At 71.4% G+C, this 21,626-nt stretch carries 23 protein-coding genes and 1 riboswitch; of the genes, 12 read left to right on the top strand and 11 right to left on the bottom strand.

Going from position 1 to position 21,626, the window contains the following annotated elements; all coding sequences use genetic code 11:
• Nucleotides 1-39 precede the first annotated feature (39 nt).
• The 3 genes from ACIPPS_RS27915 to otsB are packed head-to-tail and all read left to right on the top strand — an operon-like array spanning nt 40 to nt 2,435.
• Nucleotides 40-1,311, top strand: a complete 1,272-nt coding sequence (locus ACIPPS_RS27915; protein ID WP_401437411.1) for an ABC transporter substrate-binding protein — start codon at nt 40-42, stop codon at nt 1,309-1,311.
• 12 nt (nt 1,312-1,323) lie between these two features.
• Entirely contained in the window at nt 1,324-1,566 is a 243-nt protein-coding gene (locus ACIPPS_RS27910) for a DUF3263 domain-containing protein (RefSeq protein WP_401437408.1), read from the top strand.
• Nucleotides 1,567-1,589: 23 nt separating this feature from the next.
• On the top strand, nt 1,590-2,435 hold the full coding sequence (gene otsB / locus ACIPPS_RS27905; RefSeq protein WP_401437406.1) for a trehalose-phosphatase: 846 nt from the start codon (nt 1,590-1,592) through the stop codon (nt 2,433-2,435).
• Nucleotides 2,436-2,507: 72 nt separating this feature from the next.
• Here the strand turns inward: otsB and ACIPPS_RS27900 are convergent, their stop codons facing one another.
• The 3 genes from ACIPPS_RS27900 to ACIPPS_RS27890 form a co-directional block, all read right to left on the bottom strand.
• Nucleotides 2,508-3,959 (bottom strand): trehalose-6-phosphate synthase, encoded by a 1,452-nt coding sequence (locus ACIPPS_RS27900; RefSeq protein WP_401437403.1) that lies wholly within the window; start codon nt 3,957-3,959, stop codon nt 2,508-2,510.
• Between the two features lie 65 nt (nt 3,960-4,024).
• On the bottom strand, nt 4,025-5,962 hold the full coding sequence (locus ACIPPS_RS27895; RefSeq protein WP_401437400.1) for a hypothetical protein: 1,938 nt from the start codon (nt 5,960-5,962) through the stop codon (nt 4,025-4,027).
• Between the two features lie 38 nt (nt 5,963-6,000).
• Nucleotides 6,001-6,942: a glucosyl-3-phosphoglycerate synthase gene (locus tag ACIPPS_RS27890; RefSeq protein WP_401437744.1), complete on the bottom strand. Its 942-nt coding sequence runs from the start codon at nt 6,940-6,942 to the stop codon at nt 6,001-6,003.
• 121 nt (nt 6,943-7,063) lie between these two features.
• A riboswitch (SAM riboswitch) is annotated at nt 7,064-7,215 on the top strand.
• 17 nt (nt 7,216-7,232) lie between these two features.
• Between ACIPPS_RS27890 and thrC the strand changes: the two genes are divergently transcribed.
• From thrC to ACIPPS_RS27855, 7 genes are all read left to right on the top strand, one after another.
• On the top strand, nt 7,233-8,528 hold the full coding sequence (thrC, locus tag ACIPPS_RS27885; protein WP_401437397.1) for a threonine synthase: 1,296 nt from the start codon (nt 7,233-7,235) through the stop codon (nt 8,526-8,528).
• Nucleotides 8,529-8,556: 28 nt separating this feature from the next.
• Nucleotides 8,557-8,835 (top strand): MoaD/ThiS family protein, encoded by a 279-nt coding sequence (locus ACIPPS_RS27880; protein WP_401437394.1) that lies wholly within the window; start codon nt 8,557-8,559, stop codon nt 8,833-8,835.
• 522 nt (nt 8,836-9,357) lie between these two features.
• Nucleotides 9,358-9,561: a cold-shock protein gene (locus tag ACIPPS_RS27875; protein WP_005315736.1), complete on the top strand. Its 204-nt coding sequence runs from the start codon at nt 9,358-9,360 to the stop codon at nt 9,559-9,561.
• Nucleotides 9,562-9,935: 374 nt separating this feature from the next.
• On the top strand, nt 9,936-11,564 hold the full coding sequence (groL, locus tag ACIPPS_RS27870; RefSeq protein WP_401437392.1) for a chaperonin GroEL: 1,629 nt from the start codon (nt 9,936-9,938) through the stop codon (nt 11,562-11,564).
• A gap of 212 nt (nt 11,565-11,776) precedes the next feature.
• Nucleotides 11,777-12,244, top strand: a complete 468-nt coding sequence (locus ACIPPS_RS27865) for an SRPBCC family protein (RefSeq protein ID WP_401437389.1) — start codon at nt 11,777-11,779, stop codon at nt 12,242-12,244.
• The gene (locus ACIPPS_RS27860; RefSeq protein WP_401437386.1) at nt 12,241-12,810 is read left to right on the top strand and encodes a GNAT family N-acetyltransferase; all 570 of its coding nucleotides are present in this window, start codon (nt 12,241-12,243) and stop codon (nt 12,808-12,810) included. The genes ACIPPS_RS27865 and ACIPPS_RS27860 overlap by 4 nt, the downstream gene beginning before the upstream one ends.
• Nucleotides 12,811-12,944: 134 nt before the next feature.
• Complete coding sequence (locus ACIPPS_RS27855; protein ID WP_401437383.1) at nt 12,945-13,925, top strand: hypothetical protein; 981 nt, start codon at nt 12,945-12,947, stop codon at nt 13,923-13,925.
• An 86-nt stretch (nt 13,926-14,011) separates the two neighbouring features.
• Here the strand turns inward: ACIPPS_RS27855 and ACIPPS_RS27850 are convergent, their stop codons facing one another.
• Nucleotides 14,012-14,839 (bottom strand): AraC family transcriptional regulator, encoded by an 828-nt coding sequence (locus ACIPPS_RS27850; protein WP_401437381.1) that lies wholly within the window; start codon nt 14,837-14,839, stop codon nt 14,012-14,014.
• A 49-nt stretch (nt 14,840-14,888) separates the two neighbouring features.
• On the opposite strand from ACIPPS_RS27850, the gene ACIPPS_RS27845 reads away from it, so the two are divergent.
• Nucleotides 14,889-15,377 (top strand): DUF2000 family protein, encoded by a 489-nt coding sequence (locus ACIPPS_RS27845; RefSeq protein ID WP_401437378.1) that lies wholly within the window; start codon nt 14,889-14,891, stop codon nt 15,375-15,377.
• Here ACIPPS_RS27845 and ACIPPS_RS27840 read toward each other — a convergent pair.
• Nucleotides 15,374-16,393, bottom strand: a complete 1,020-nt coding sequence (locus ACIPPS_RS27840) for a GlxA family transcriptional regulator (protein WP_401437376.1) — start codon at nt 16,391-16,393, stop codon at nt 15,374-15,376. The genes ACIPPS_RS27845 and ACIPPS_RS27840 overlap by 4 nt on opposite strands.
• Before the next feature lie 103 nt (nt 16,394-16,496).
• Between ACIPPS_RS27840 and ACIPPS_RS27835 the strand changes: the two genes are divergently transcribed.
• Complete coding sequence (locus tag ACIPPS_RS27835; RefSeq protein ID WP_401437373.1) at nt 16,497-17,102, top strand: isochorismatase family protein; 606 nt, start codon at nt 16,497-16,499, stop codon at nt 17,100-17,102.
• Nucleotides 17,103-17,121: 19 nt separating this feature from the next.
• Here ACIPPS_RS27835 and ACIPPS_RS27830 read toward each other — a convergent pair whose 3' ends face one another.
• From ACIPPS_RS27830 to ACIPPS_RS27805, 6 genes are all read right to left on the bottom strand, one after another.
• The gene (locus ACIPPS_RS27830; protein WP_401437371.1) at nt 17,122-17,952 is read right to left on the bottom strand and encodes a hypothetical protein; all 831 of its coding nucleotides are present in this window, start codon (nt 17,950-17,952) and stop codon (nt 17,122-17,124) included.
• A gap of 332 nt (nt 17,953-18,284) precedes the next feature.
• Nucleotides 18,285-18,701 carry an RNHCP domain-containing protein gene (locus ACIPPS_RS27825; protein WP_401437369.1) on the bottom strand — a complete coding sequence of 139 codons (417 nt, stop codon included), beginning with the start codon at nt 18,699-18,701 and terminating at the stop codon, nt 18,285-18,287.
• Between the two features lie 26 nt (nt 18,702-18,727).
• Nucleotides 18,728-19,090 carry an RNHCP domain-containing protein gene (locus ACIPPS_RS27820; protein ID WP_401437366.1) on the bottom strand — a complete coding sequence of 121 codons (363 nt, stop codon included), beginning with the start codon at nt 19,088-19,090 and terminating at the stop codon, nt 18,728-18,730.
• 450 nt (nt 19,091-19,540) lie between these two features.
• Entirely contained in the window at nt 19,541-20,134 is a 594-nt protein-coding gene (locus ACIPPS_RS27815; RefSeq protein WP_401437364.1) for a hypothetical protein, read from the bottom strand.
• A 444-nt stretch (nt 20,135-20,578) separates the two neighbouring features.
• Nucleotides 20,579-20,848 (bottom strand): DUF397 domain-containing protein, encoded by a 270-nt coding sequence (locus ACIPPS_RS27810; protein WP_401437362.1) that lies wholly within the window; start codon nt 20,846-20,848, stop codon nt 20,579-20,581.
• Entirely contained in the window at nt 20,829-21,626 is a 798-nt protein-coding gene (locus ACIPPS_RS27805; RefSeq protein ID WP_401437742.1) for a DUF5753 domain-containing protein, read from the bottom strand. Before ACIPPS_RS27805 ends, ACIPPS_RS27810 begins: the two co-directional genes overlap by 20 nt.

Raw genomic sequence — 21,626 nt, 5'->3', positions numbered from 1 at the left:
AATCACAGCTCAACGACGAGCAGAGGGTGGGGCGACGCTGTGCAGCGGCGATTCATTGGACTGACCGCGACGATCGCCGCGCTCGGACTGACCGCGGGTCTCTCAGGCTGCGGCCTCGGCGAGGCGGCCGCCGGCGACGTGACGCTCAGGCTCGTCGCGGCCGACTACGACCTGACCGGCGGCGACACCACCAAGACGTACTGGAACGACCTCACCGCCGCCTACGAGGCCGAGCACCCCGGCATCCAGGTCGAGGTCCAGGTCGAGTCCTGGAACGACGTCGACCGCAAGGTCGCCGAGATGGTCAAGGCCGGCCAGGCACCCGACATCGCCCAGATCGGCGCCTACGCCGACTACGCGGCGGCCGGGGCCCTCTACTCCGCGGACGAGCTGCTCTCCATCCCCGTGCAGGCCAACTTCCTCGCCCCGCTCGTCGAGGCCGGCGAGCACAAGCGCGCCCAGTACGGCCTGCCCTTCGCCGCCTCCACCCGGCTGCTCTTCTTCAACCAGGACCTCTTCGACCAGGCGGGCATAGCCAAGCCGCCGGCCACCTGGGACGAGCTGGCCGCGGCCGCGGAGAAGCTCAAGGACAACGACGTGAAGTACCCCTTCGCGCTGCCCCTGGGCCCCGAGGAGGCCCAGGCCGAGACCATGATGTGGCTGCTCAGCGGCGGCGACGGCTACACCGACGGCTCCGACCGCTACCGGATCGACTCCGAGCAGAACGTCAGGACCTTCGACTGGCTGAAGAAGAACCTGGTCCAGAAGGAGCTCACCGGACCGGTCGCCCCCGGCAAGCTCAACCGCAAGGACGCCTTCGCCGCCTTCTCGCGCGGCGAGGTCGGCATGCTCAACGGCCACCCCTCGCTGATGCAGGAGGCCCAGAAGAAGGGCGTCACGGTCGGCAAGGTCGCGCTGCCCGGCGCGGACGGCCAGTCCAAGGCCTCCATGGGCGTCGCCGACTGGATCATGGGCTTCAAGCAGAACGGCCACCGCAAGGAGATCGGCGACTTCCTCGACTTCGTCTTCAGCGACGAGAACGTGCTGAAGTTCGCCGGCGGCAACGACCTGCTGCCGCCGACGGTCTCCGCGTACACCCGGATGGAGAACGACGAGGAGCACAAGGACCTCCGCGAGTTCCTCACGGAGCTGCCGAACTCGCAGCTCCCGCCGGTCGGGAAGACGTCCTGGGCCCAGGTCAGCGACACCATCAAGCAGAACATCGGCAAGGCCGTCACCCCGGGCGCCAAGCCGTCCGACGTGCTGGGCGAGATCGCGCGCAAGGCGACGGCGGCCGAGAGCGCGGAGTAATAGGTTGTTCGTATGACCGACACGCGCGACTTCGAGCTCGGCGAACGGGAGCGGGCCGTCCTCGCTCTCGAACGCCGCTCCTGGCCCGGCCCCGGCGCCAAGGAGCGGGCCGTCCGCGAGCAGCTCGGCCTCTCCGCGACCCGCTACTACCAGCTCCTCAACGCCCTCCTCGACGACCCGCGCGCGCTGGCGCACGACCCGGTGACGGTGAACCGGCTGCGCAGGGTCCGTGCGGAGAAGGAGCAGCGCCGCTGAGGCCACGTCGGTAGGGTCGTCGTATGGTCAGCAGCCTTCCGCACCCGACCACGTCCGCAGGCCGCGACGGCCTGGCCGCGTTTCTCGCGCGGCCGGAGCAGGCCGTCGTCGCCCTCGACTTCGACGGGACGCTCGCCGAGATCGTCCCCGACCCCGAACAGGCCCGCGCGCACCCGGGGGCCGTTCCCGCGCTCTCCGCCCTCGCGCCCCGGATCGCATCGGTCGCGGTGGTGACCGGCCGCCCCGCGGGCGTGGCGGTCCGCTACGGCGGCTTCGCGGGCGTCCCCGGCCTGGAACACCTCGTCGTCCTCGGCCACTACGGCGCGGAGCGCTGGGACGCGGTGACCGGCACCGTGCGGGCCTCCGCCGTCCACCCGGGCGTGGCCACCGCCCGGGCCGAGCTGCCCGGCTTCCTCGACGCCGTCGGGGCCTGGCCGGGGACCTGGATCGAGGAGAAGGGCCGCGCCGTCGCGGTCCACACCCGCCGCTCGTCCGACCCCCAGGCGGCCTTCGAGGCCCTCAGGGACCCGCTCGCCGACCTCGCCGCCCGGCACGGCCTGGTCCTCGAACCCGGCCGCATGGTCCTCGAACTGCGCCCGCCCGGCATGGACAAGGGCGTGGCGCTCGCGGAGTACGTACGGGAGGTGGGCGCCGGGTCCGTCCTGTACGCGGGCGACGACCTGGGCGACCTGCCCGCCTTCGCGGCCGTGGAGAAACTCCGCTCGGACGGCACCCCGGGCCTGCTGGTGTGCAGCGGCTCGACGGAGGTCCAGGAGCTGACGGACCGCGCCGACCTGTCGGTACCCGGCCCGACGGGCGTGGTCCGCTTCCTGACGGACCTGGCGACGGCGGTGGGGGAACGGGCGTGAGCGGGGCCCGCGCGGTCTCGCCGCGCGGGGTTTCGCTACTCGGGCGCCGCGCGGTCTCGCCGCGCGGGGTCGCTACTCGGGCGCCGTCTCGCCGCGCACCGCGTTCAGCTGGTCCAGGAACCAGCGCTGCGGCGGCAGCGCCGTCGCGGCGGTGGCCAGGCGCTTCGAGCGGTCCGCGCGCTCGGCGGGGGGCATCGTCAGGGCGCGGTGGAGGGCGCGGGCGGTCTCCGAGACGTCGTACGCGTTGACCGTCAGGGCGTCCTCGCGCAGCTCCTCGTAGGCCCCCGCCCCCGTCGAGAGGACCAGGGCGCAGCCGGCCTCCGAGACCACCGGGATCTCCTTCGCCACCAGGTTCATCCCGTCACGGACCGGGTTGATCAGCGCCACGTCCGCCAGCCGGTACGCGGCGAGGGAGCGCGGGAAGTCGTCCTTCACGGAGAGGAGGACCGGCCGCCAGTCGTCCGTGCCGAACTCCCTGTTGATCTCCTCCGCCAGCTCCGCCACCGACGCCGTGTACGCGCGGTAGACCTCCAGGTCCTGGCGGGAGGGGTACGCCGAGGCCAGGTGGACGACCCGGCCCCGCCACTCCGGGCGCTCCTGGAGCAGCTCGCGGTAGGCCAGCAGGCCCCGCACGATGTTCTTCGACAGCTCCGTGCGGTCCACCCGCACGATCGTCATCCGGTCGCCGACCTCGGCCCGCAGCGCCGCCAGCCGGTCGTCGACCTCGGGGGTGTGGGCGAGCGAACGCAGATCGTCGCCGTCCACGCCCAGCGGATACACCTGGACGCGGGTGCGCCGCCGCTCGCCGCCCGCCCTGCGGTGGAGCACCCCGTGCCAGGGGTCACCGCTCGGCATGGAGCCGTCGGCCGTCCCGCCCGCGCTGTCGAGGTGCGCGCCGGCGATGAACGACGACCCCCACGCCCAGGTGTGGAAGCCCAGCTCGTCCGCGCCGAGCATCCCCCACAGCAGCTCCTCGCGGATGTCCTCCGGGAGCATCCGCATGGTCTCGGGTGACGCCCACGGCGTGTGCGTGAAGTGGCCGATCCGCAGGTCCGGGCGGAGCTCGCGCAGCATGCCCGGGACCAGCGCCAGGTGGTAGTCCTGCACGAGGACCGCCGCGCCCTCGTCCGCCCCGGCGGCCAGGGCCTCGGCGAAGGCCCGGTTGTAGCCGCGGTACGACTCCCAGCGGCGGCGGAAGTCGGCGTCGAAGACCGGCTCCCGCGGCACGTCCCACAGGTGGTGGTGGAGGAACCACAGCACCGAGTTCGCGATCCCGTTGTACGCGTCGGCGTACACCTCGGGGTCGATGTCCAGCATGCGCACGCCGGGCTCGGACACCCCGCGCCGGACCGCCTCGCGGTCACCGTCCCCGAGGGCCGCGCACACCCACACGCTGTCCTCGGAGGAGACAGCGCTCAGCCCCGAGACGAGACCGCCCCCGCCGCGCCGGGCACCGAGGGTGCCGTCGGCGGCGAGGGCGTACGAGACCGGACCCCGGTTGGACGCCACGAGCACAGAAGCCATGTGGCGAACCTAGCCCGAGACGTAAACGCTCAAACGTACGTATACGACTCTGGCGAATCCTCGCCTCAGGGCTCGCGACGTCCGCGCAGGGCCGCCTTCGCCACGAGACCGGTCGCGGCCAGCGCCAGGGCCAGTCCGCCGAGCAGCCAGAGCCGCTCACCGCTGGAGCCGGTCTCGGCCATCTCACCGCCGGGGCCGTGCGGGTTCGGGCGCGGCTGGTGGGTGAGGGCGGCGGGCGCGGGTACGAGCTCCGTCCCGGCCGGGGGATCGGCCGGGGGATCGGCCGGGGAGTCGGTCGGGGAGTCCGCCGGGGCAGGGGCCGGCTCCGGAGAGGACGGCGTGGCATCCACCGGGTCGCCGGGGTTCACCGGGCTCGCCGGATTCACCGCGCCCGTCGGCGTCGGCGTCGGTGTCGGCGTCGGGGTGGGTGTGGGTGTGGGTGTCGGCGTGGGCTTCGGGGGCGGTGGGGGCTTCGGACGGTCGACGGCCGCCGTCGCCGCGCAGGCCGGGTCGCCGCCGGACCTGCCGCAGTTCGAGCGGGGCGACTCGACCTCGACCCTGTTGACGAGCCTGCCGTCGCCGCGCGCCGCGTCGTGGGCCTTCACCGAGTACGTGACCGTCGCCGTCCGACCGGCCGGGATGTCACCGGTCCAGCCGATCCTCCCCCTGTCGTACGTCACCTTCCCCAGCGTCGCCTTCGCGTCGCCCCGGTAGTCGGCGTCGTCCAGGGCGCCGGCCAGGTCGTCGCCGAACCTGGCGTTCGGGTGGTCCAGCCGGCTGAGGTTCTTCGCCGTGATCGTGTACGTGACGGTGTCGCCCGGCTTCACCTTCCGGGGGTGCGCCGTCGCGGTGACCTCCAGGTCCGGCACCGGCACGGAGAAGGTGAGCCCGGAGGGCACGTACGTGTCCCCGCTCGTCGCGAACGTCAGCTCCGCCGACCGGGCGCCCACCGGAACGGCGCCGTCCGGGAGGTCGAAGGCCTTCGTGTCGATGGACAGGTTGTTGGTCAGCCGCGGCGCGAGGGCGCCGTCGTCCCCGCCGACGAAGAAGTTGTCGGCGTTGCCCGTGTGGGCCTCGGTGACGTTCCTGCCGTCGACCAGGAACCGGTCGCCGGGCGTGTTCCGGTCGCCCTCGTACGCCGTCACGCCCGCCCGCGCCCTGCCCGACGTCCGGTGGAAGCCGTCCACGGTGAGGGTGGTCGCGGGGGAGGTGGACCGCTGCAGGACGTGCCCGCCGTAGACGTACACGTGCCGGCGGTCCGGCGCGAACACCGGGTCGGGGCCGGGGAACTCGTGGACGACCGTCAGGGACCAGCCGGCCACACAGCCCTTGCCCTCGGGCGCCCAGATGTCGCCGACGGCGACCCGCGCGTCCGTGCCGGTCACCCCGGCGAAGGCGGCCGTGACGTCCGACTCGCCCGTGTAGTAGTGCGGGCCGTCGGTCTCCGGCGGGTCGGTCACCATGCTGTCGATCGAGACCGGCGTCGCGGCGCCCGCCCCCACCCTGATCCGCGGTGTGGTCGTGGCGTGGTCGCCCGGGGAGGGCGCGGCGTCGGCACCGGAGACGTCGCAGCGCTTCAGCTGCGCCCCGCCCGGCCCCTTGTACGTGCCGTCGCTGCCGCCCCAGTAGAGCCGGGCGTACGCGACCCTGGCGCCGACCGGGATCACGACGTGGCCGGTGCTGGAGCCGCGACCGCCGCCCATGGAGGCGGTGTCGAGGCGTCGCATGACGAAGGTGTTGTTGTCGTCCCTGCCCTGGCCTGCGGTCGCGGTGGCGCAGCGCACGGCCAGGTCGGCGGGGGCGGTCGGGCAGCCCATGACCGTGTTGCCGACGGTCGTGAAGTCGCCGTACAGCGACGCGTCGTAGCGCGCGCCGAAGGGCTCCACCACGTCCGCCGCGGCCGGCCCGGCAGCGGCGGCGGAGAGCGAGCCGAGGGAGCCGAGCGAGCCGACGGCAAGGCCGAGCGCCGCCAGCGACATGATCATTCGATTGGTGAACGGCATAAAAAGGGAATCTATGCAAAAAGTACAATCATTCGTCGTTACGCCACGCGGCGGTGCGTGTACTCCGCGATCTCGACCATCGGCGGCCGCTCCTCCGTGTCTACCGCGAACGTCCGCGGCGTGAAGCCCGCCTCGCTCCGCTCGAACTGGGTGAGCCGGGGCCGCACCAGATGCCCCCGCGAGAGCCGCAGCTGCGCCGTCCGGTAGATCGCCGCCGCCATCCGGCCGAGCGCCTGCCCGTCCTGGTGCCGGTGCTTGCGCACTCCGACGTCCACCTGCGCGAGGGCGTCCAGGCCGACCGTGTGCAGCGCGTCCACGAGGAGGCCCAGCTCCACTCCGTAACCGACCGGGAACGGCAGCCGTTCGAGCAGCGAGCGCCGCGCCGCGTACTCGCCGCCCAGCGGCTGCACGAAGCCGGCCAGCTGCGGCCAGTGCAGATTCAGCAGCGGCCGCGCCACCAGCTCCGTCACCCGACCGCCCTGGCCAGGGGTGTCGCCCAACGGGCGGTCGTACATCGCCTTGACCAGGTCCACGCCCGGGTCCGTGAGCAGCGGGCCGACGATCCCCGAGACGAAGTCCGCGGAGAAGTCCCGCAGGTCCGCGTCGACGAAGCACACGACGTCCCCCTCGGTCACCATCAGTGACCGCCACAGCACCTCGCCCTTGCCGGGCACGGCCGGTATCCGGGGCAGGATCGCGTCCCGCGCCACCACCCGCGCCCCGGCCGCCGCCGCCACCTCCGCCGTACGATCGGTGGAACCGGAGTCGATCACCACCAGGTCGTCGACCAGCGGGACGGCCTCGGTCATCAGCTCGCGCCGGATCACGCGGACGATCTCGCCGACCGTCGCCTCCTCGTTCAGCGCGGGCAGCACGACGCTGACCGACGTCCCGTGCTTCGCCGCCAGGATCCGGTCGAGCGGACGGTCTGCCACGGACCACGACCGCCGTCCGAGCCAGCGCTCCACTTCTTCCAGCAACGTGATCTCCATCTCGCGGTTCGGACGACCATCTCAACCGTCCATGCCTTCGGTTACAGTCTTGAACAACGCGAACGCCCGATGCATGTCGGGGTGCCGTCCGCGTTCCACAATCGAATACCGCTCATCCAGAGGGGCAGAGGGAAACGGCCCGTTGAAGCCCCGGCAACCCTCCAGTCGGTCTCGTCCGCGCCACGCGCGTCAGCGAGGCTCCCGGCTAGGGAAGGTGCCAAATCCGTCTCATGGCGACGTTCGTCATGGGAAAGATGAGGAGAAAGGGCCTCGCCTCCATGGCTGTACAGACTGTTTCCACCACCGAAGCCACCCAGACCGTCGACCTCGGTCCCGCTTCCGGCCTTTCCTGCCGGGAATGCGGTGAAGTCTTCGCACTCGGTCCGATCTTCGCCTGTGAGCTGTGTTTCGGCCCCCTCGAAGTCGCGTACGACCTGCCCACCGGTGACCCCGAGGCGCTGCGCAAGCAGATCGAGGCCGGCCCCGCCAACATCTGGCGCTACGCCCCGCTGCTGCCCGTCCCCGCCGACGTCGCCGAGAAGCCGAACCTGAACCCGGGCTGGACCAAGCTCGTCCAGGCCGACAACCTCGCCCGCGAGCTGGGCGTCGAGCCCGGCAAGCTCTTCGTCAAGGACGACTCCGGCAACCCGACGCACTCCTTCAAGGACCGCGTCGTCGCCCAGGCCCTGGAAGCCGCCCGCGCCTTCGGCTTCACCACGCTCTCCTGCTCCTCCACCGGCAACCTGGCCGGCGCCGTCGGCGCCGCGGCCGCCCGGGCCGGCTTCCGCTCCTGCGTGTTCATCCCGCACGACCTGGAGCAGGGCAAGGTCGTCATGGCCGCCGTCTACGGCGGCGAGCTCGTCGGCATCGAGGGCAACTACGACGACGTCAACCGCTTCTGCTCCGAGCTCATCGGCGACCCGCTGGGCGAGGGCTGGGGCTTCGTCAACGTCAACCTGCGGCCGTACTACGGCGAGGGTTCCAAGACGCTCGCGTACGAGATCTGCGAGCAGCTCGGCTGGGTCCTGCCCGACCAGCTGGTGATCCCGATCGCCTCCGGATCGCAGCTCACCAAGATCGACAAGGGCCTTCAGGAGCTCATCAAGCTGGGCCTCGTCGAGGACAAGCCGTACAAGATCTTCGGCGCCCAGGCCGAGGGCTGCTCGCCGGTGTCGGCGGCCTTCAAGGCCGGTCACGACGTCGTACGGCCCCAGAAGCCGAACACCATCGCCAAGTCGCTCGCCATCGGCAACCCGGCCGACGGCCCGTACGTCCTGGACATCGCGCGCCGCACGGGCGGCGCGGTGGAGGACGTGAACGACGAGCAGGTCGTCGAGGCGATCAAGGTCCTGGCCCGGACCGAGGGCATCTTCGCCGAGACGGCGGGCGGCGTGACGGTCGGCGTGACGAAGAAGCTGGTCGAGGCCGGCCTCATCGACCCGTCCCTCACCACGGTCGTGCTCAACACGGGCGACGGCCTCAAGACCCTGGACGCGGTGGCCGACACCTCGCAGGCGACCGCCACCATCCGCCCGAGCCTGGACGCGTTCCGCGACGCCGGCCTGGCCCACTGACCCACCTCGTCACGGAAGGCAGCACCACATGAGCGTCAAGGTCCGCATCCCCACCATCCTCCGCACCTACACGCGCGGCCAGGCCGAGGTTCCGGCGGAGGGCGCGACCCTCTCCGAGGTCATCGCCGACCTGGAGAAGAACCACGCCGGCATCGCCGCCCGCGTCCTGGACGACCAGGGCAAGCTGCGCCGCTTCGTGAACGTCTACGTCAACGACGACGACGTCCGGTTCGAGCAGGGCCTGGAGACGGCGACGCCGGACGGCGCGGGCGTCTCGATCATCCCCGCGGTCGCCGGCGGCTGCTGAGCACCTGCCGAGCGCTCCGCGGAGAGCGCTCGACCGCTCTCAGCGGAGAGCGGTCGAGCGCTGCCGAGTGCGGACGGCCGCGGCCGAGCGCCCGCCCGCGCGCTCGCTTGACGCGGAGTAACCGAATTACCCGGAGTAACCGAATTGCCCCCTCCCGCGAGGAAAGCGGAGGGGGCAATTCTGCATGGTTGAGCGGGGTAGAGTTGGGGAAGTCCCCCCGGCCTCACTCGCCGCTCCGTGCCAGGCGCATATGAGAATGCGTCCGCATGCGACAAGAAGCAGCCAAAGTGTGCGAACGATGTGTACCTTCTGCGCCCTTTGCCGGGCCCGACTTGCCCCGGAATTCAATCAATTCTCCGGAATTCTCCTTTACGCCGTGCCCAGAATTCTCGTCCGATTGACCTGTTGCAGAGGGCAGTTGGGCAGATACATTCAGCCGCGGTCGACGCGTTCCGGCGCAGGGTCTGACCCGGGTCCGCGAAGTGCGGTCCCGCGCAAGGGCCAGTAATAGGGGAGTTAGGCATGGCTCAGGGCACCGTCAAGTGGTTCAACGCGGAGAAGGGCTACGGCTTCATCGCGGTCGACGGTGGTGCGGATGTATTCGTCCACTACAGCGCGATCCAGATGGACGGTTACCGCACCCTCGAAGAGGGTCAGCGGGTCGAGTTCGAGATCTCGCAGGGCCAGAAGGGTCCGCAGGCGGACATGGTCAAGCTCGCCGTCTGAGCACGGCGCGATCGGCCACCACGTACGCACTCACGCGTTCTCACGCCGAGGGGTCCGCATCCTGACCAGGATGCGGACCCCTCGTGCGTGCGCGGGCGGGCGTGGGAGCGCGCGGGCGGGCGTGGGAGCGCGCGGGCGGGCGCGGGTGGGTGTGAGCGACAGGCTTCCGATCACCGAGAGGCGCTTGCACTCTCCTATGCCGAGTGCTAATCATTGGCGTTAGCACTCTGAAGGTGAGAGTGCTTACGAGGATCGGGCAGATGAGGCCCGCGGCCAGGTGGGGCAAGGAACCATCGGGCTCGCAGGCCGTCCGTCGCGGGCATCGGCGCGGTCCTGGAGCGTTATCCACCCCATGTCCGGGAGGACCACTTCACATGGCCAAGATCATCGCGTTCGACGAGGAGGCACGGCGCGGTCTCGAGCGCGGGATGAACCAGCTCGCCGACGCCGTCAAGGTCACCCTTGGCCCCAAGGGCCGGAACGTCGTCCTCGAGAAGAAGTGGGGCGCCCCCACGATCACCAACGATGGTGTGTCCATCGCCAAGGAGATCGAGCTCGAGGACCCGTACGAGAAGATCGGCGCCGAGCTGGTCAAGGAAGTCGCCAAGAAGACGGACGACGTCGCCGGTGACGGTACGACCACCGCGACCGTCCTCGCCCAGGCGCTCGTCCGCGAGGGCCTGCGCAACGTGGCGGCCGGCGCCAACCCGATGGCCCTCAAGCGCGGCATCGAGAAGGCCGTCGAGGCCGTCTCCGGCGCCCTGCTGGAGCAGGCGAAGGATGTCGAGACCAAGGAGCAGATCGCTTCCACGGCCTCCATCTCCGCCGCCGACACCCAGATCGGCGAGCTCATCGCCGAGGCGATGGACAAGGTCGGCAAGGAAGGCGTCATCACCGTCGAGGAGTCCCAGACCTTCGGTCTGGAGCTGGAGCTCACCGAGGGTATGCGCTTCGACAAGGGCTACATCTCGGCGTACTTCGCCACCGACATGGAGCGTATGGAGGCGTCCCTGGACGACCCGTACCTCCTGATCGTCAACTCCAAGATCTCCTCCGTGAAGGACCTGCTCCCGCTCCTGGAGAAGGTCATGCAGTCGGGCAAGCCCCTGCTGATCATCGCCGAGGACGTCGAGGGCGAGGCCCTGTCGACCCTGGTCGTCAACAAGATCCGCGGCACCTTCAAGTCCGTCGCGGTCAAGGCTCCGGGCTTCGGCGACCGCCGCAAGGCCATGCTGAACGACATCGCCATCCTCACGGGCGGCACGGTCATCTCCGAGGAGGTCGGCCTCAAGCTCGAGAACGCCGGCCTGGACCTGCTGGGCCGCGCCCGCAAGGTCGTCATCACCAAGGACGAGACCACGATCGTCGACGGTGCCGGTGACAGCGACCAGGTCGCCGGTCGCGTCAACCAGATCCGTGCCGAGATCGAGAACTCGGACAGCGACTACGACCGCGAGAAGCTGCAGGAGCGCCTGGCGAAGCTCGCCGGCGGTGTTGCGGTCATCAAGGCCGGTGCCGCGACCGAGGTCGAGCTCAAGGAGCGCAAGCACCGCATCGAGGACGCCGTTCGCAACGCGAAGGCGGCCGTCGAGGAGGGCATCGTCGCCGGTGGTGGCGTGGCCCTGCTCCAGGCCTCCAGCGTCTTCGAGAAGCTCGAGGCCGACCTGACCGGCGACGAGGCCACCGGTGCCGCGATCGTCAAGCTGGCCCTCGAGGCCCCGCTGAAGCAGATCGCCGTCAACGCCGGCCTCGAGGGTGGCGTCGTGGCGGAGAAGGTCCGCAACCTGCCCGTCGGCCACGGCCTGAACGCCGCGACCAACGAGTACGTCGACCTCATCGCCGAGGGCATCATCGACCCGGCGAAGGTGACGCGTTCCGCGCTGCAGAACGCGGCCTCCATCGCCGCGCTGTTCCTCACCACCGAGGCCGTCATCGCCGACAAGCCGGAGAAGGCCTCCGCGGCCGCTCCGGGCGGCATGCCGGGCGGTGACATGGACTTCTGATCCTCCGGGATCGGTAGTTCCCCGCAGTACGCGAAGCAGTACGCGGCGCGATACGCGACCGAGGGCGGCACCCCTGCTGGGGGTGCCGCCCTCGGGCGTTCGGGGTGATGCTGGTGGGGTGGGGGCCGCGAGGCGGCCCAGGGCCGTGCGGCCCACGGACGGCGGGAGCGATCCATGACCACGCTCCGGCCCATGGAAGGCGGGAGCGATCCATGGTCACGCTGCTGACGACACCGACCGACCGCGAACTGGTCATCACCCGCACCTTCGACGCGCCACCCGCCCGTCTCTGGGAGGCGTGGACCCGCCCCGAGCACGTGCGCCAGTGGTACGGCGTGGCCGCGATGCCCACGTCCGTCTGCGCCATCGACCTCAGGGTCGGCGGGGCGTGGCGCTGGGGCCAGACCGCGCCCGACGGCCGGGAGATCGTCTTCTCCGGCACGTACGAGGAGATCCTCGCCCATGAGCGCCTCGTCTACACCGAGGTCTTCGAGCTCATGCCCGGCCCGCCGGTCCACGTCACCCTCACCTTCGACGACACGCCGGACGGCGGCACGGCGCTCACGAGCACGTCGGTCTGGCCGTCGTCGGAGATCCGGGACCAGGCGCTGGCGACGGGCATGGAGGCCGGGGTCAAGGAGGAGTACGACCGCCTCGCGGCGTACCTGGAGCTGATGTGAGCCTGGTCGTGCCGCGGCTCGCCGCGGGATCGGGATCGGGATCGTACGAGCTGCGCGGGTGGGAGCGGGCGGATCTGCCGCTCGTGGAGGAGGCGTCGACCGACCCGTACATCCCGCTGGCCACCACGGTCCCGCCGGTGTACTCGGAGAGTGAGGGCGAGGCGTTCGTCCGGCGCCAGCAGGGCCGCGCGGAGACCGGCGCGGGCTACTCCTTCGTGGTCGTCCGCCGCCGCGACGCCCGTCCGGCGGGCATGATCGGCCTCTGGCTGCGCGACCTCCCGGAGGGCCGGGCGACGCTCGGCTACTGGATCGCCCCCTCCTGCCGGGGCGAGGGCGCGGCGGCGGCCGCGCTGACGGCGGTCAGCACCTGGGCCCTCGGCGAACTGGGCATCCCGCGCCTCCAGTTGCTCGTCGAACCCTGGAACGAGGCCTCGGCCAGGACGGCGGAGCGGGCCGGTTTCGTACGGGAGGGGCTGCTGGCGTCCTGGCAGGAAGTGGGCGGCGAACGCCGGGACATGGTGATGTACGGGCGGGTGCGGGCGGGGGGCGAGGGCGGGCCCGGGTAGGGGCGGGGCGGGACCCCGCAGGGGGCCGGGCGAGGGGACACGCGCGGGGTGGTGGGGCGGTGTCGCGGGGGCCATTGCGCGGGGCGAGGGGCGCGGGCACTCTGGGGGGAGCCTGAGCCGCAGGGGTGGAGCCGATGCGCCGCACCGATGTGCCGTACCTCATCAACCACACGAGACTGTCGGGCCATCAGGACGCCCCTGACCAGGTCGAGCGGATCGACGGGATGGTCCGCGTCCACGAGAACTTCCCCGTCTACCTCCTGACCAGGAGACACGAGGGGCCCTTCTTCTCCGTCAGCACCCCGCGGGCCCACGCCGCGACGGGCGCGCTCGTCCCGTGCACCCCGGAGGAGTGCCGCCGCTGGATCGACGCGGCCGTCTCGCACGTCGGGATCGTGGACGCCATCAGCGCCGAACTCCGCGCCGCGCACGCCCGGGTCGTCGCCGTCCCGTGGTGGCGGCCGCTGGCCGCGCGACGCGCGCTCGACGCCTGGGAGAAGACCCGTGAGCGGTACGAGCGGAAGCTCCGGGAGTCGATCGAGGCGTACGCGCCGGTCGGCGAGGAGATCCGCGCCCTGGTCAGGGCCGAGCAGGAGAAGGCGGCCGAGCGGGCGCGCGAGCAGGCCCGCCGGGAGGCGGAGGCGCGGGTACGGCGGGCGCGGCTCGCCGAGCGGCCGGTCTGGGGCTGCTACGTGGCGACGGAGGGCGGGGGCGAGGCCGACGGCGCCGCCGGCGGTGGCGGCAGCGACGGGGGCGGGGGCGGGCGGCAGGTGGTGCACGTCTTCCGGTACGACGTCGCCGGCGCCGAGGTGCCGCCGGGGGGAGCGGGGGACGGCCGCCGCTTCGATCTCGCGGGGCTGCGGCAGGCGATCCTGGAGCTGAACGTACGCACCGTCGTGTGGGACCGCGCCGCCCTGCGGAAGGCCCGGCGGGAGGCGGGCGTCGGCTTCCGGGAGTGGTGGCAGGAGCTGTTCCACGAGAGCTACCGCACCTTCACGGCGCCCCCGCCTCCGCCGCGCTCCCCGTCACGGTGGGGTGGCGGCGGTACGGGGACGAGCGGCTCGGGCGGCTACAGCGGCGGGCACGGCGGCTTCAGCTGTGCGGGTGGGTTCTGAGGGGGGCGGGGGCGTCAGCTGTGCGGGTGGGTTCTGAGGGGGGCGGCGGCGTCAGCTGTGCGGTGGGTTCTGAGGGGTCGGCGGCGTCAGCTGTGCGGGTGGGTTCTGAGGGGGCGACGGGCGTAGTGGCCGGGGGTGGTGCCCATGTGGCGCCGGAAGTGACGGGTCAGGTGCGACTGGTCGTAGAAGCCCGTCGCCGTGGCCACCTCGGCGAGGGGGCGGCCGTCGAGGAGGAGGCGGCGGGCCTCGCTGATGCGGCGGGACGTCACGTACTGGTGCGGCGCGATGCCGAAGGCCGTGGTGAAGGCGCGCACCAGGTGGGTGGGGTGGGCGTGGATGTGACCTGAAGCCTCGGCGAGGGTGACGCCGTCGCGCAGCCGGGCGTCGAGGAGCTCGCGCAGGGTGTGGGCGACACCGCCCGGCGCCGCCTTCGCGGGGGCCGGGTGGGTGGTGCCGAGGCGGGGGCGCAGGTGGGTGCGGAGGCGTTCGGCGATCAGCGCGAGGCGGCTCTCGGCCTCCAGCTCGTCGCCCGGGTGCGCCAGCGCCGCGTGCAGCTGGGCGACCCGCCCGCGCAGGAGGGGGTCGGCGAGGTCGGGCCCGTCCACGGCCGGTCCGATGAAGGTCTCGTCCAGTTGGCTCAGGTCCAGGTAGAGCACCCGCTTGCGGAAGCCGTGCGCGGTGGCGGGCGAGCCGTTGTGCGGGACCTGCGGCGGGAGCAGCGACACCGTGTCGTGCGGGGTGCCGTGCTCGCGACGGTCCAGGTCGTAGCGGACCGCGCCGTCGTCGACGATCAGCAGCGTCCAGGCGTCGTGGACGTGCATCGGGTACGCGTGCTCGGTGAAGTGGGCGTGGAAGACCTCGACGACCCCCGGGACGCCGGGGCGCCACGCGGACACCGACGGACGCGACACCATGCCAAGAACGTACAAGAAGGGGCGCGGGGGCGACGGGCAGTCTCAGAGCATGAACACCGAGACCCTCACCACCGGACCCGCCGAGGAGAACCCGGCCGCCGGGGCTCCGGCCGCCGAGAATCCGCCCGTACGCTTCGACACCAAGATCGCCGTGCTGCTGCGCGAGGACCTGGAGACCTGGCAGCGGCTGAACGTCACCGCGTTCCTGGTCAGCGGCCTCGGCAGCACGCTCCCCGAGGTGATCGGGGAGCCGTACGCCGACGCCGACGGCGTCCCGTACCTGCCGATGTTCCGGCAGCCGGTCCTCGTCTTCGAGGGGACGAAGGAGACGCTGACCGCCGCGCACGGCCGCGCCCTGTCCCGCTCGCTGCCGCGCGCCGTCTTCACCGCCGACCTGTTCGCCACCGGCAACGACCGCGACAACCGCGCGGCGGTACGGGCGGTCCCGACGGACGGGTTGGACGTGGTGGGCCTCGCCGTGTACGGACCGCGCAACGCGGTCGACAAGGTGCTCAAGGGGGCGCGGATGCACCCCTAGGGGGTGTCGGTACGGAAACGGCGGCGGTAGTCGGTGGGGGTGGTGTCGAGGCGGCGGCGGAAGGCTCGGATCAGGGTGTCGATCGTGCCGAAGCCGCAGGTCGACGCGATGCGTTCGAGCGTGTCGTCGGTCGTTTCGAGGGCCGCGCGGGCTCGTTCGACGCGGGCCGACTCGATGTAGACGCCCGGGGTGACGCCGAGTTCCTCCTTGAGGATCCGGGTGAGCTGACGGCTGCTGACGTGCGCGTACGCGGCGAGGTCGTCGACGGTGAGGGGTTCCGCGAGGTGGCGGGTGATGTGGTGGCGCAGGTCCTCGACGCGGCGGGTCGTGGAGACCGGTTCGAGGGGGACGCTGAACTGGCTCTGGCCGCTGGGACGCTTGAGGTACATGACGAGCTGGCGGGCGACGCGCAGCGCCACCGTCTCGCCGAAGTCCTCGGCGACGAGGGCCAGGGAGAGGTCCAGGCACGCGCTGATTCCGGCGCCGGTCCACACGTCGCCCTCGCGGATGAAGATCGGGTCGGCGTCGACCTCGACCAGCGGGTGCTCGGCGGCGAGTTGGCGCGCCGTCGACCAGTGGGTGGTGGCGCGCTTGCCGTCGAGCAGCCCGGCGGCGGCGAGGATGTGCGCCCCGACGCAGACGGAGGTGACGCGGCGGGTCCGCGCGGCGAGGGTACGGACCCGGTCGACGACCGCCGGGTCGGCGAGGGCGTGCACGCGGCGCTGCCCGTCCGCGTCGGTCTGGACCTCGACGGAGCCGGGGACGAGGAGGGTGCCGATGCGCCGGCCGGCGGCCTCGTCGAACGTGAGGTCCGGGAGGATCCGTACCCCGGCGGAGGTCGTGACGGGATCCATCGTCTCGGCGGCGAGCACGACGCGGTAGCCGGCGGCGTCCTCGGTCTCCCGGCGCAGGAGCGCGAAGACCTCGGGGGGACCGGTGACGTCGAGGAGGTCGACGCCGTCGAAGAGGACGATGACGACGAGGTGGTCCATCGGGCTGCTCGCTGACGCTGCCATGGGCTGATGTCCGTATCTGCAAGTTGGGTGACATTGCCGACGTGGAGTGGGCGGCCATAGCGTTTCAGACGTAGCGAGAAACGCCGAACGAGGGGTTACTTCCATGGGTACGACCGCGACCGCGTCCACGACACTGCGGGAGCTGAACGGCTTCGACGAGACGCCCGCGTCGCTCGCCGAGGCGACGCTGATCCTCGTCGACTACCAGAACACGTACACGCGCGGTGTGATGGAGCTGGACGGCTGGCAGCCCGCGCTCGACGCGGCCGCCGCGCTGCTCGCACGGGCCCGCGAGGCGGGGGTGACCGTGATCCACGTCGTCAACGACGGCGGTGAGGGCACGGCGTACGACATCCGGGTCGACATCGGCGCGATCCACCCGAGCGTCGCGCCGGTCGAGGGCGAGGCGGTGGTGGTGAAGGGGGTCCCGAACGCCTTCGTCGGCACCGACCTGGGCGAACTCGTCGACGCGGCCGGGCACAAGGACGTCGTCGTCGCCGGGTTCATGACCCACATGTGCGTGACGTTCACCGCCGAGGGCGCCTTCCTGCGCGGGAACCGCCCGACCGTGGTCGCCGACGCCTGCGCGACGCGCCCGTTGCGGACGGCGGTCGCCGAGGTCACCGCCGAACAGCTGCACCAGGGCGCGCTGGCGACGATCGGCGACCTGTACGGGGTGGTGGTCGCGTCGGGGGCGGAGTTGGAGTGAGGTGGGCCGAGCCCGGCCGTCATGTGTGCGTGCCTTCGCGGGCGGCCTCGCGGGCGCGGATCGCCGCCGCGTGGGCGCGGACTCGGGCGGCGGGGAGTACGGGGTGACGGCGGGCGGGTGCGGGTGCGGGGTCGTCGCCGTGGCACGGGCCGCACGCGCCCTCCCGGAGGTGGTCCGTGTAGGCCGGGGCGCCGCACTTGGCGCACTCCAGGAGGCGCAGGGGCGGTCGCTCGCGGCGGATCGGCTCCGGCGGGAGCTTCGTCGTCAGGCGCCTGCGGGCGAGGGCCGCGGGGTGGTGGACGGGGGTCGGGAGGCCGCTGGTGAGGGCGCGCGTGACGTGGTCCTCGGTGGCGTCCCGGGCGAACCACTCCTCGACCAGGGGCGCCAGGGCGTGGCATTCGGTGTGGGACAGGGACATCGCGGCGTCGGTTCGGCCGAGGGCGGCGAGCAGGATGTAGGCGCGGGAGCGGGTGGGTCGCTGCTTGGGGACGTCTCCGCGCTGGAAGGCGGACCACCAGGCGTCGTCACGGGCCGTACGGGTCCACCACGTACGGGTGATCCAGCGGCCGTCGAGGCACTCGCGGCCCCGGCGGAGATGGCCGGCCCGTGTGATGCGGGTGAGCGCAGTGCGCATCGCGCACTGGCCGTAGGGGAGGTGCTTGGCCAGCGTCTTCACGGAGATGTCGCTGCCGTCGGCGAGCCGGTCGATGTACGCGGCGATGGCGGCTTCGCGGGGCCTGAGATGCGCGAAGTCCGATCCCCCACGAGCCTGCTCGTACGGCGCGGAACGCTTCCCGTATCCGGGGTTGGCGAGGGGGTGGGGGGCAGCACTAAACTCGGCGTCAGCCATGGATCGAACTCTTCTCGATCGGGTTGGTGAGGCCCTCGCAGGTGTTGGTAGCACCTTGCGGGGGCCGTTCTATGTATGCGTTCACTCACCGTAGAGGCATATGACACTGCGTGGCAAGTCGCTCGCGGAGCGTCAACTGCGGGGGTGGGCGGGTGGGTTGAACCAGACCCGTACCCCTTCCGTAGAACAGCGCTCGAAGCTCGGAACTTGAGCTTCGGGCCTCTGAGGTGGCTGGCATGGGGTTCTCGCGGGCTTCTGGTGCGGCCGCCCTCGTTTCGAGTGTGGCGGCCTCCGGCGGTGCGTCAAGGGCGCCGCCGGCCGCCAGAGTGGGATCACAGGGTGAGCAGGGCGCGGCCGGCGTGCGTCGGGTCGGCGAGGGGTCTGAGGGCGAGGCGGAGCAGGGCGAGCGGGTTGTCGTCGCCGGCGATGCGGTTGGCGCTGAGTTCGTCGCACGAGACGCACTGGTGGATGATCATCCACTCGCCGTCCGGGCGGACGGACGTGCCCAGCGCCTCCATCCGCCCCCGGCAGTCCGCGTCGCGGTCACCGGGGATCTTCCGGTCGACGTGCAGGCTGGCCAGGCAGTTGGGGCAGTGGTTGCGATGTGCGGTGCCGGGTGCGTCCAGGGACACGTCGAGCCGACAGGACGTGCACCGGAAGTCGTTCGCCCGGTGTCCTCCTTGGGTGTGGAGGACGTCCTTGTGTCGCTGCGGACGGAGCCGCCGACGACTGCTCGTGTTGCGTGGCATGGTGGTGCTCCTTTCCTGTCGGGCGGTCAGAGGGTTCCGAACGCTTCGAGCGGGAAAGGTGGTTGGGCCAGCGGGCGGACGGCCATGCGCATCAAGATGAGCTGGTTGTCGTCCGCGCACACGGGGTTCGAGGTGAGCTCGTCGCAGCGTACGCAGCGGTGGATCACCCTCCAGTCGCCGGTGCGGAGCACGGCGACGGCGATCGGGGACATCCGGCCCTCGCAGTCGCTGGCGCCGCCCTCGATGTGGTCGAGGACGTGCCGGGAGTGCAGGCAGGACGGGCAGTGGTTGCGCGGCGCCCCGTCGGAGGCGTACGCGGACACGGTCAGCCCGCACCAGGCGCAGGTGAAGGTGTTGAGGCTGAAGGTATTGGTGGTGTTGCTGGACACCCGGGTGCTCCTTGCTGGAAGTCGATCAGGACAGCAAGAGCAGGCCGAGTGGCCTCGTCAGAAGGCAGCCCGAGAATGCCGCAGAACGGCAAACGGGCAGGTCATAGCACCGGAGGACACGTCCGGCAGCCACCCGGAGAAGCGGGCAGCGAAAGGCGGCGGACGGTTACGCGGTACGGCGAGGCGCACTCGGCGCGGGCCGGGGCATCAAACACTCTTTTCTAGGGCACACAGGCCCAGAACGAATCAGAACGACCTGTTGAGGCTAACAGGGCACCTCCTGGGAGCGTCAACGCATTATTCGCCGCCCGTGGACGGCGTGCGGTTCCCGGAATGGTGTGTGTCGCAGTAAGTGCAGCGGACTCGCGGTAACGCTCTGGATATTCCGGGCACGGAGTGCTGATTCGGCACCTGGGGGCGGAGTTGGGGGCAGTTGGGGACGTCTGGCGGCTAGCCCATCGTCAGGGTGCGCAGAGGCTTGCCGGTCTCGGGGTCGACGTCGATGAGATGGACCTGAGACTCGGTCGAGTCCCCGGTGACCAGGCGTATCTGGTTGGGGCCCGTCCAAGAGGCTTCGTGCAGGCCGTCGGTGAAGGCGTCGCCGTTGAAGTAACCCACCTTCCAGCGGCGCTGGGCCGGGCCCCAGCCCTCGTCGACGTAGACCCACCAGAGCGGGTCGATCATCGCCGACCCCTCCTCGATCACGAGGTGCCGGTCGGGTCGGCCGGGGGCCGTTCTGTCCGATGTCTCCGAAGGGATGGAAGCGAAGAGGAAGAAGGGGAACGCCGCGACAAGCGCGAGCCCGGCCGCGATGCCGGTGAGGATGCGGACGACCAGGCTGCGCACCCCGACGAACACGGCCGCCGTCAGCAGTCCCACGACCAGCACGCCGAACAGCAACGGGTGATGGAACAGCTTCGCCACCAGCACCAGACCGCCGTCCTGGCTGCACCACCAGCCGGCCAACTCGGCGAGCGAGACGAGTGCCGCCGCCAGCACGAGGCCGCGTGCGCGCTTCCGGGGATGCTGTGCCGTCGTCTCCACGGTGATCCTTGCTGATGGGCGGTCGGTTCACGTGAGTGTGGCGCACCCCCACCGGGCGGCTAACGGCGGGGCATGAATCCCGGCTCGACACCGACCGTCGGCCGCTGAGCCGGTGCCGTCACCGCCCCATTCCACTGCCGCGCACCCCGAGCCGGCCGGCACCGACTCTCCCGCCTCGGCTGCGAACCGAGCCCCCACCCACCGGGCGCGAGGGGCCCGTCCCACCGGAGCGATACCCGGCCCCCACCCCACCCGGCCCCCACCCCACCCGGCCCCCACCCCACCCGGGCCGCAGCCCGCCCTGCCGCCGGAGCGATGCCCGGCCTGCCCGCGTGGCCCCGCCAGAGGCTCGCGGGGGTGGTCAGCACCAGGGTCGGCGGAGACCAACCGGGGGCGCGCGCTCAGTATGCGCGTGCCGGTTGGCCCCCGACGCGCGTGCTTCGTTCAGTGCCGTTCTGCGACGCCCTCGATGAACCTGGCCCAGGCAGCCGTCCGAAACACGAGCTTCGGGCCGCCGGGGTTCTTGGAGTCACGGACGGGGACGACGCCGGGGTGGTCGTCGGAGACCTCCAGACAGTCGCCGCCGTCGCCACCGCTGTACGAGGACTTGCGCCAGGTGGCGACCTCGACGCAGTTTCCGCCGCTGCCGTCGCTGAAGCTGGATTTGAACCAGACCGCTGCACTCAGGTCGAACTCAGGACTGTTGATCTTCATGGGCGTAATCCTCCGCCACGGATTCGATCAGGGCCAGGGATTCACGAGGTGGTAGCGCGGCGGCCCCGAGCAGATCGTAGGTGAGTGTGTGGCGTGTGACCGTGGCCGGGTCGTCCTCCAGTTGACCTGTTCCATGGCCCTCCAGGTAGACCAGTGGCGGGGCGTCCTCGAAGGACATCAGCTTCAGCCCACCGCCCATCGACCCATACGCCCCCGCACCGAACGGCAGCACCTGCACGATCACCCGGTGCTTCCTCGCCAGGCCCACCACGTGCCGTAACGCCTCCGCCATCACCGCCGGGCCGCCCACCTCCTGTCTCAGTACCGCCTCGCCCAACACCACCCACAACAACGGCTTTGTTGGGTCGTCCAGCAGGCGGCCACGGTCCAGCCTTGCCGCGACCAATTCGTCGATCGTCTCGTCCAGGGCCGTCGGCTGGTACGCGCGGAAGACCTCCCTCGCGTACCCCGGTGTCTGCATCAGTCCCGGGATCAGCAGCGGAGCGAACTCCTTGATGGCCTCCGCCACCGCTTCCGCCTCCGCCGCCTCCGCGAAGTGGTCCGGATACTTCGACTTGTTCGCCGCGCGGCAGTTCCGGGCGAAGAACCCACCCGTCCCCAACACCTCGTCCAGTTGCGACGCGATCTCCGGTCGGATCCGTCTCGTACCCGCCTCCATCTGGCCGACGTACGAGCCGCTCGTTCCCCAGTCTTCTCCGTCCGGGCACTCGGTGTAGTCGAAACCGACACCGCCTTGCGGCTCGCGGCCGTCCTGAAT

The organism is Streptomyces sp. NPDC090127, from assembly GCF_044746945.1.
GTDB lineage: Bacteria > Actinomycetota > Actinomycetes > Streptomycetales > Streptomycetaceae > Streptomyces.
This window is presented reverse-complemented; position numbering and strand designations above follow the sequence as displayed.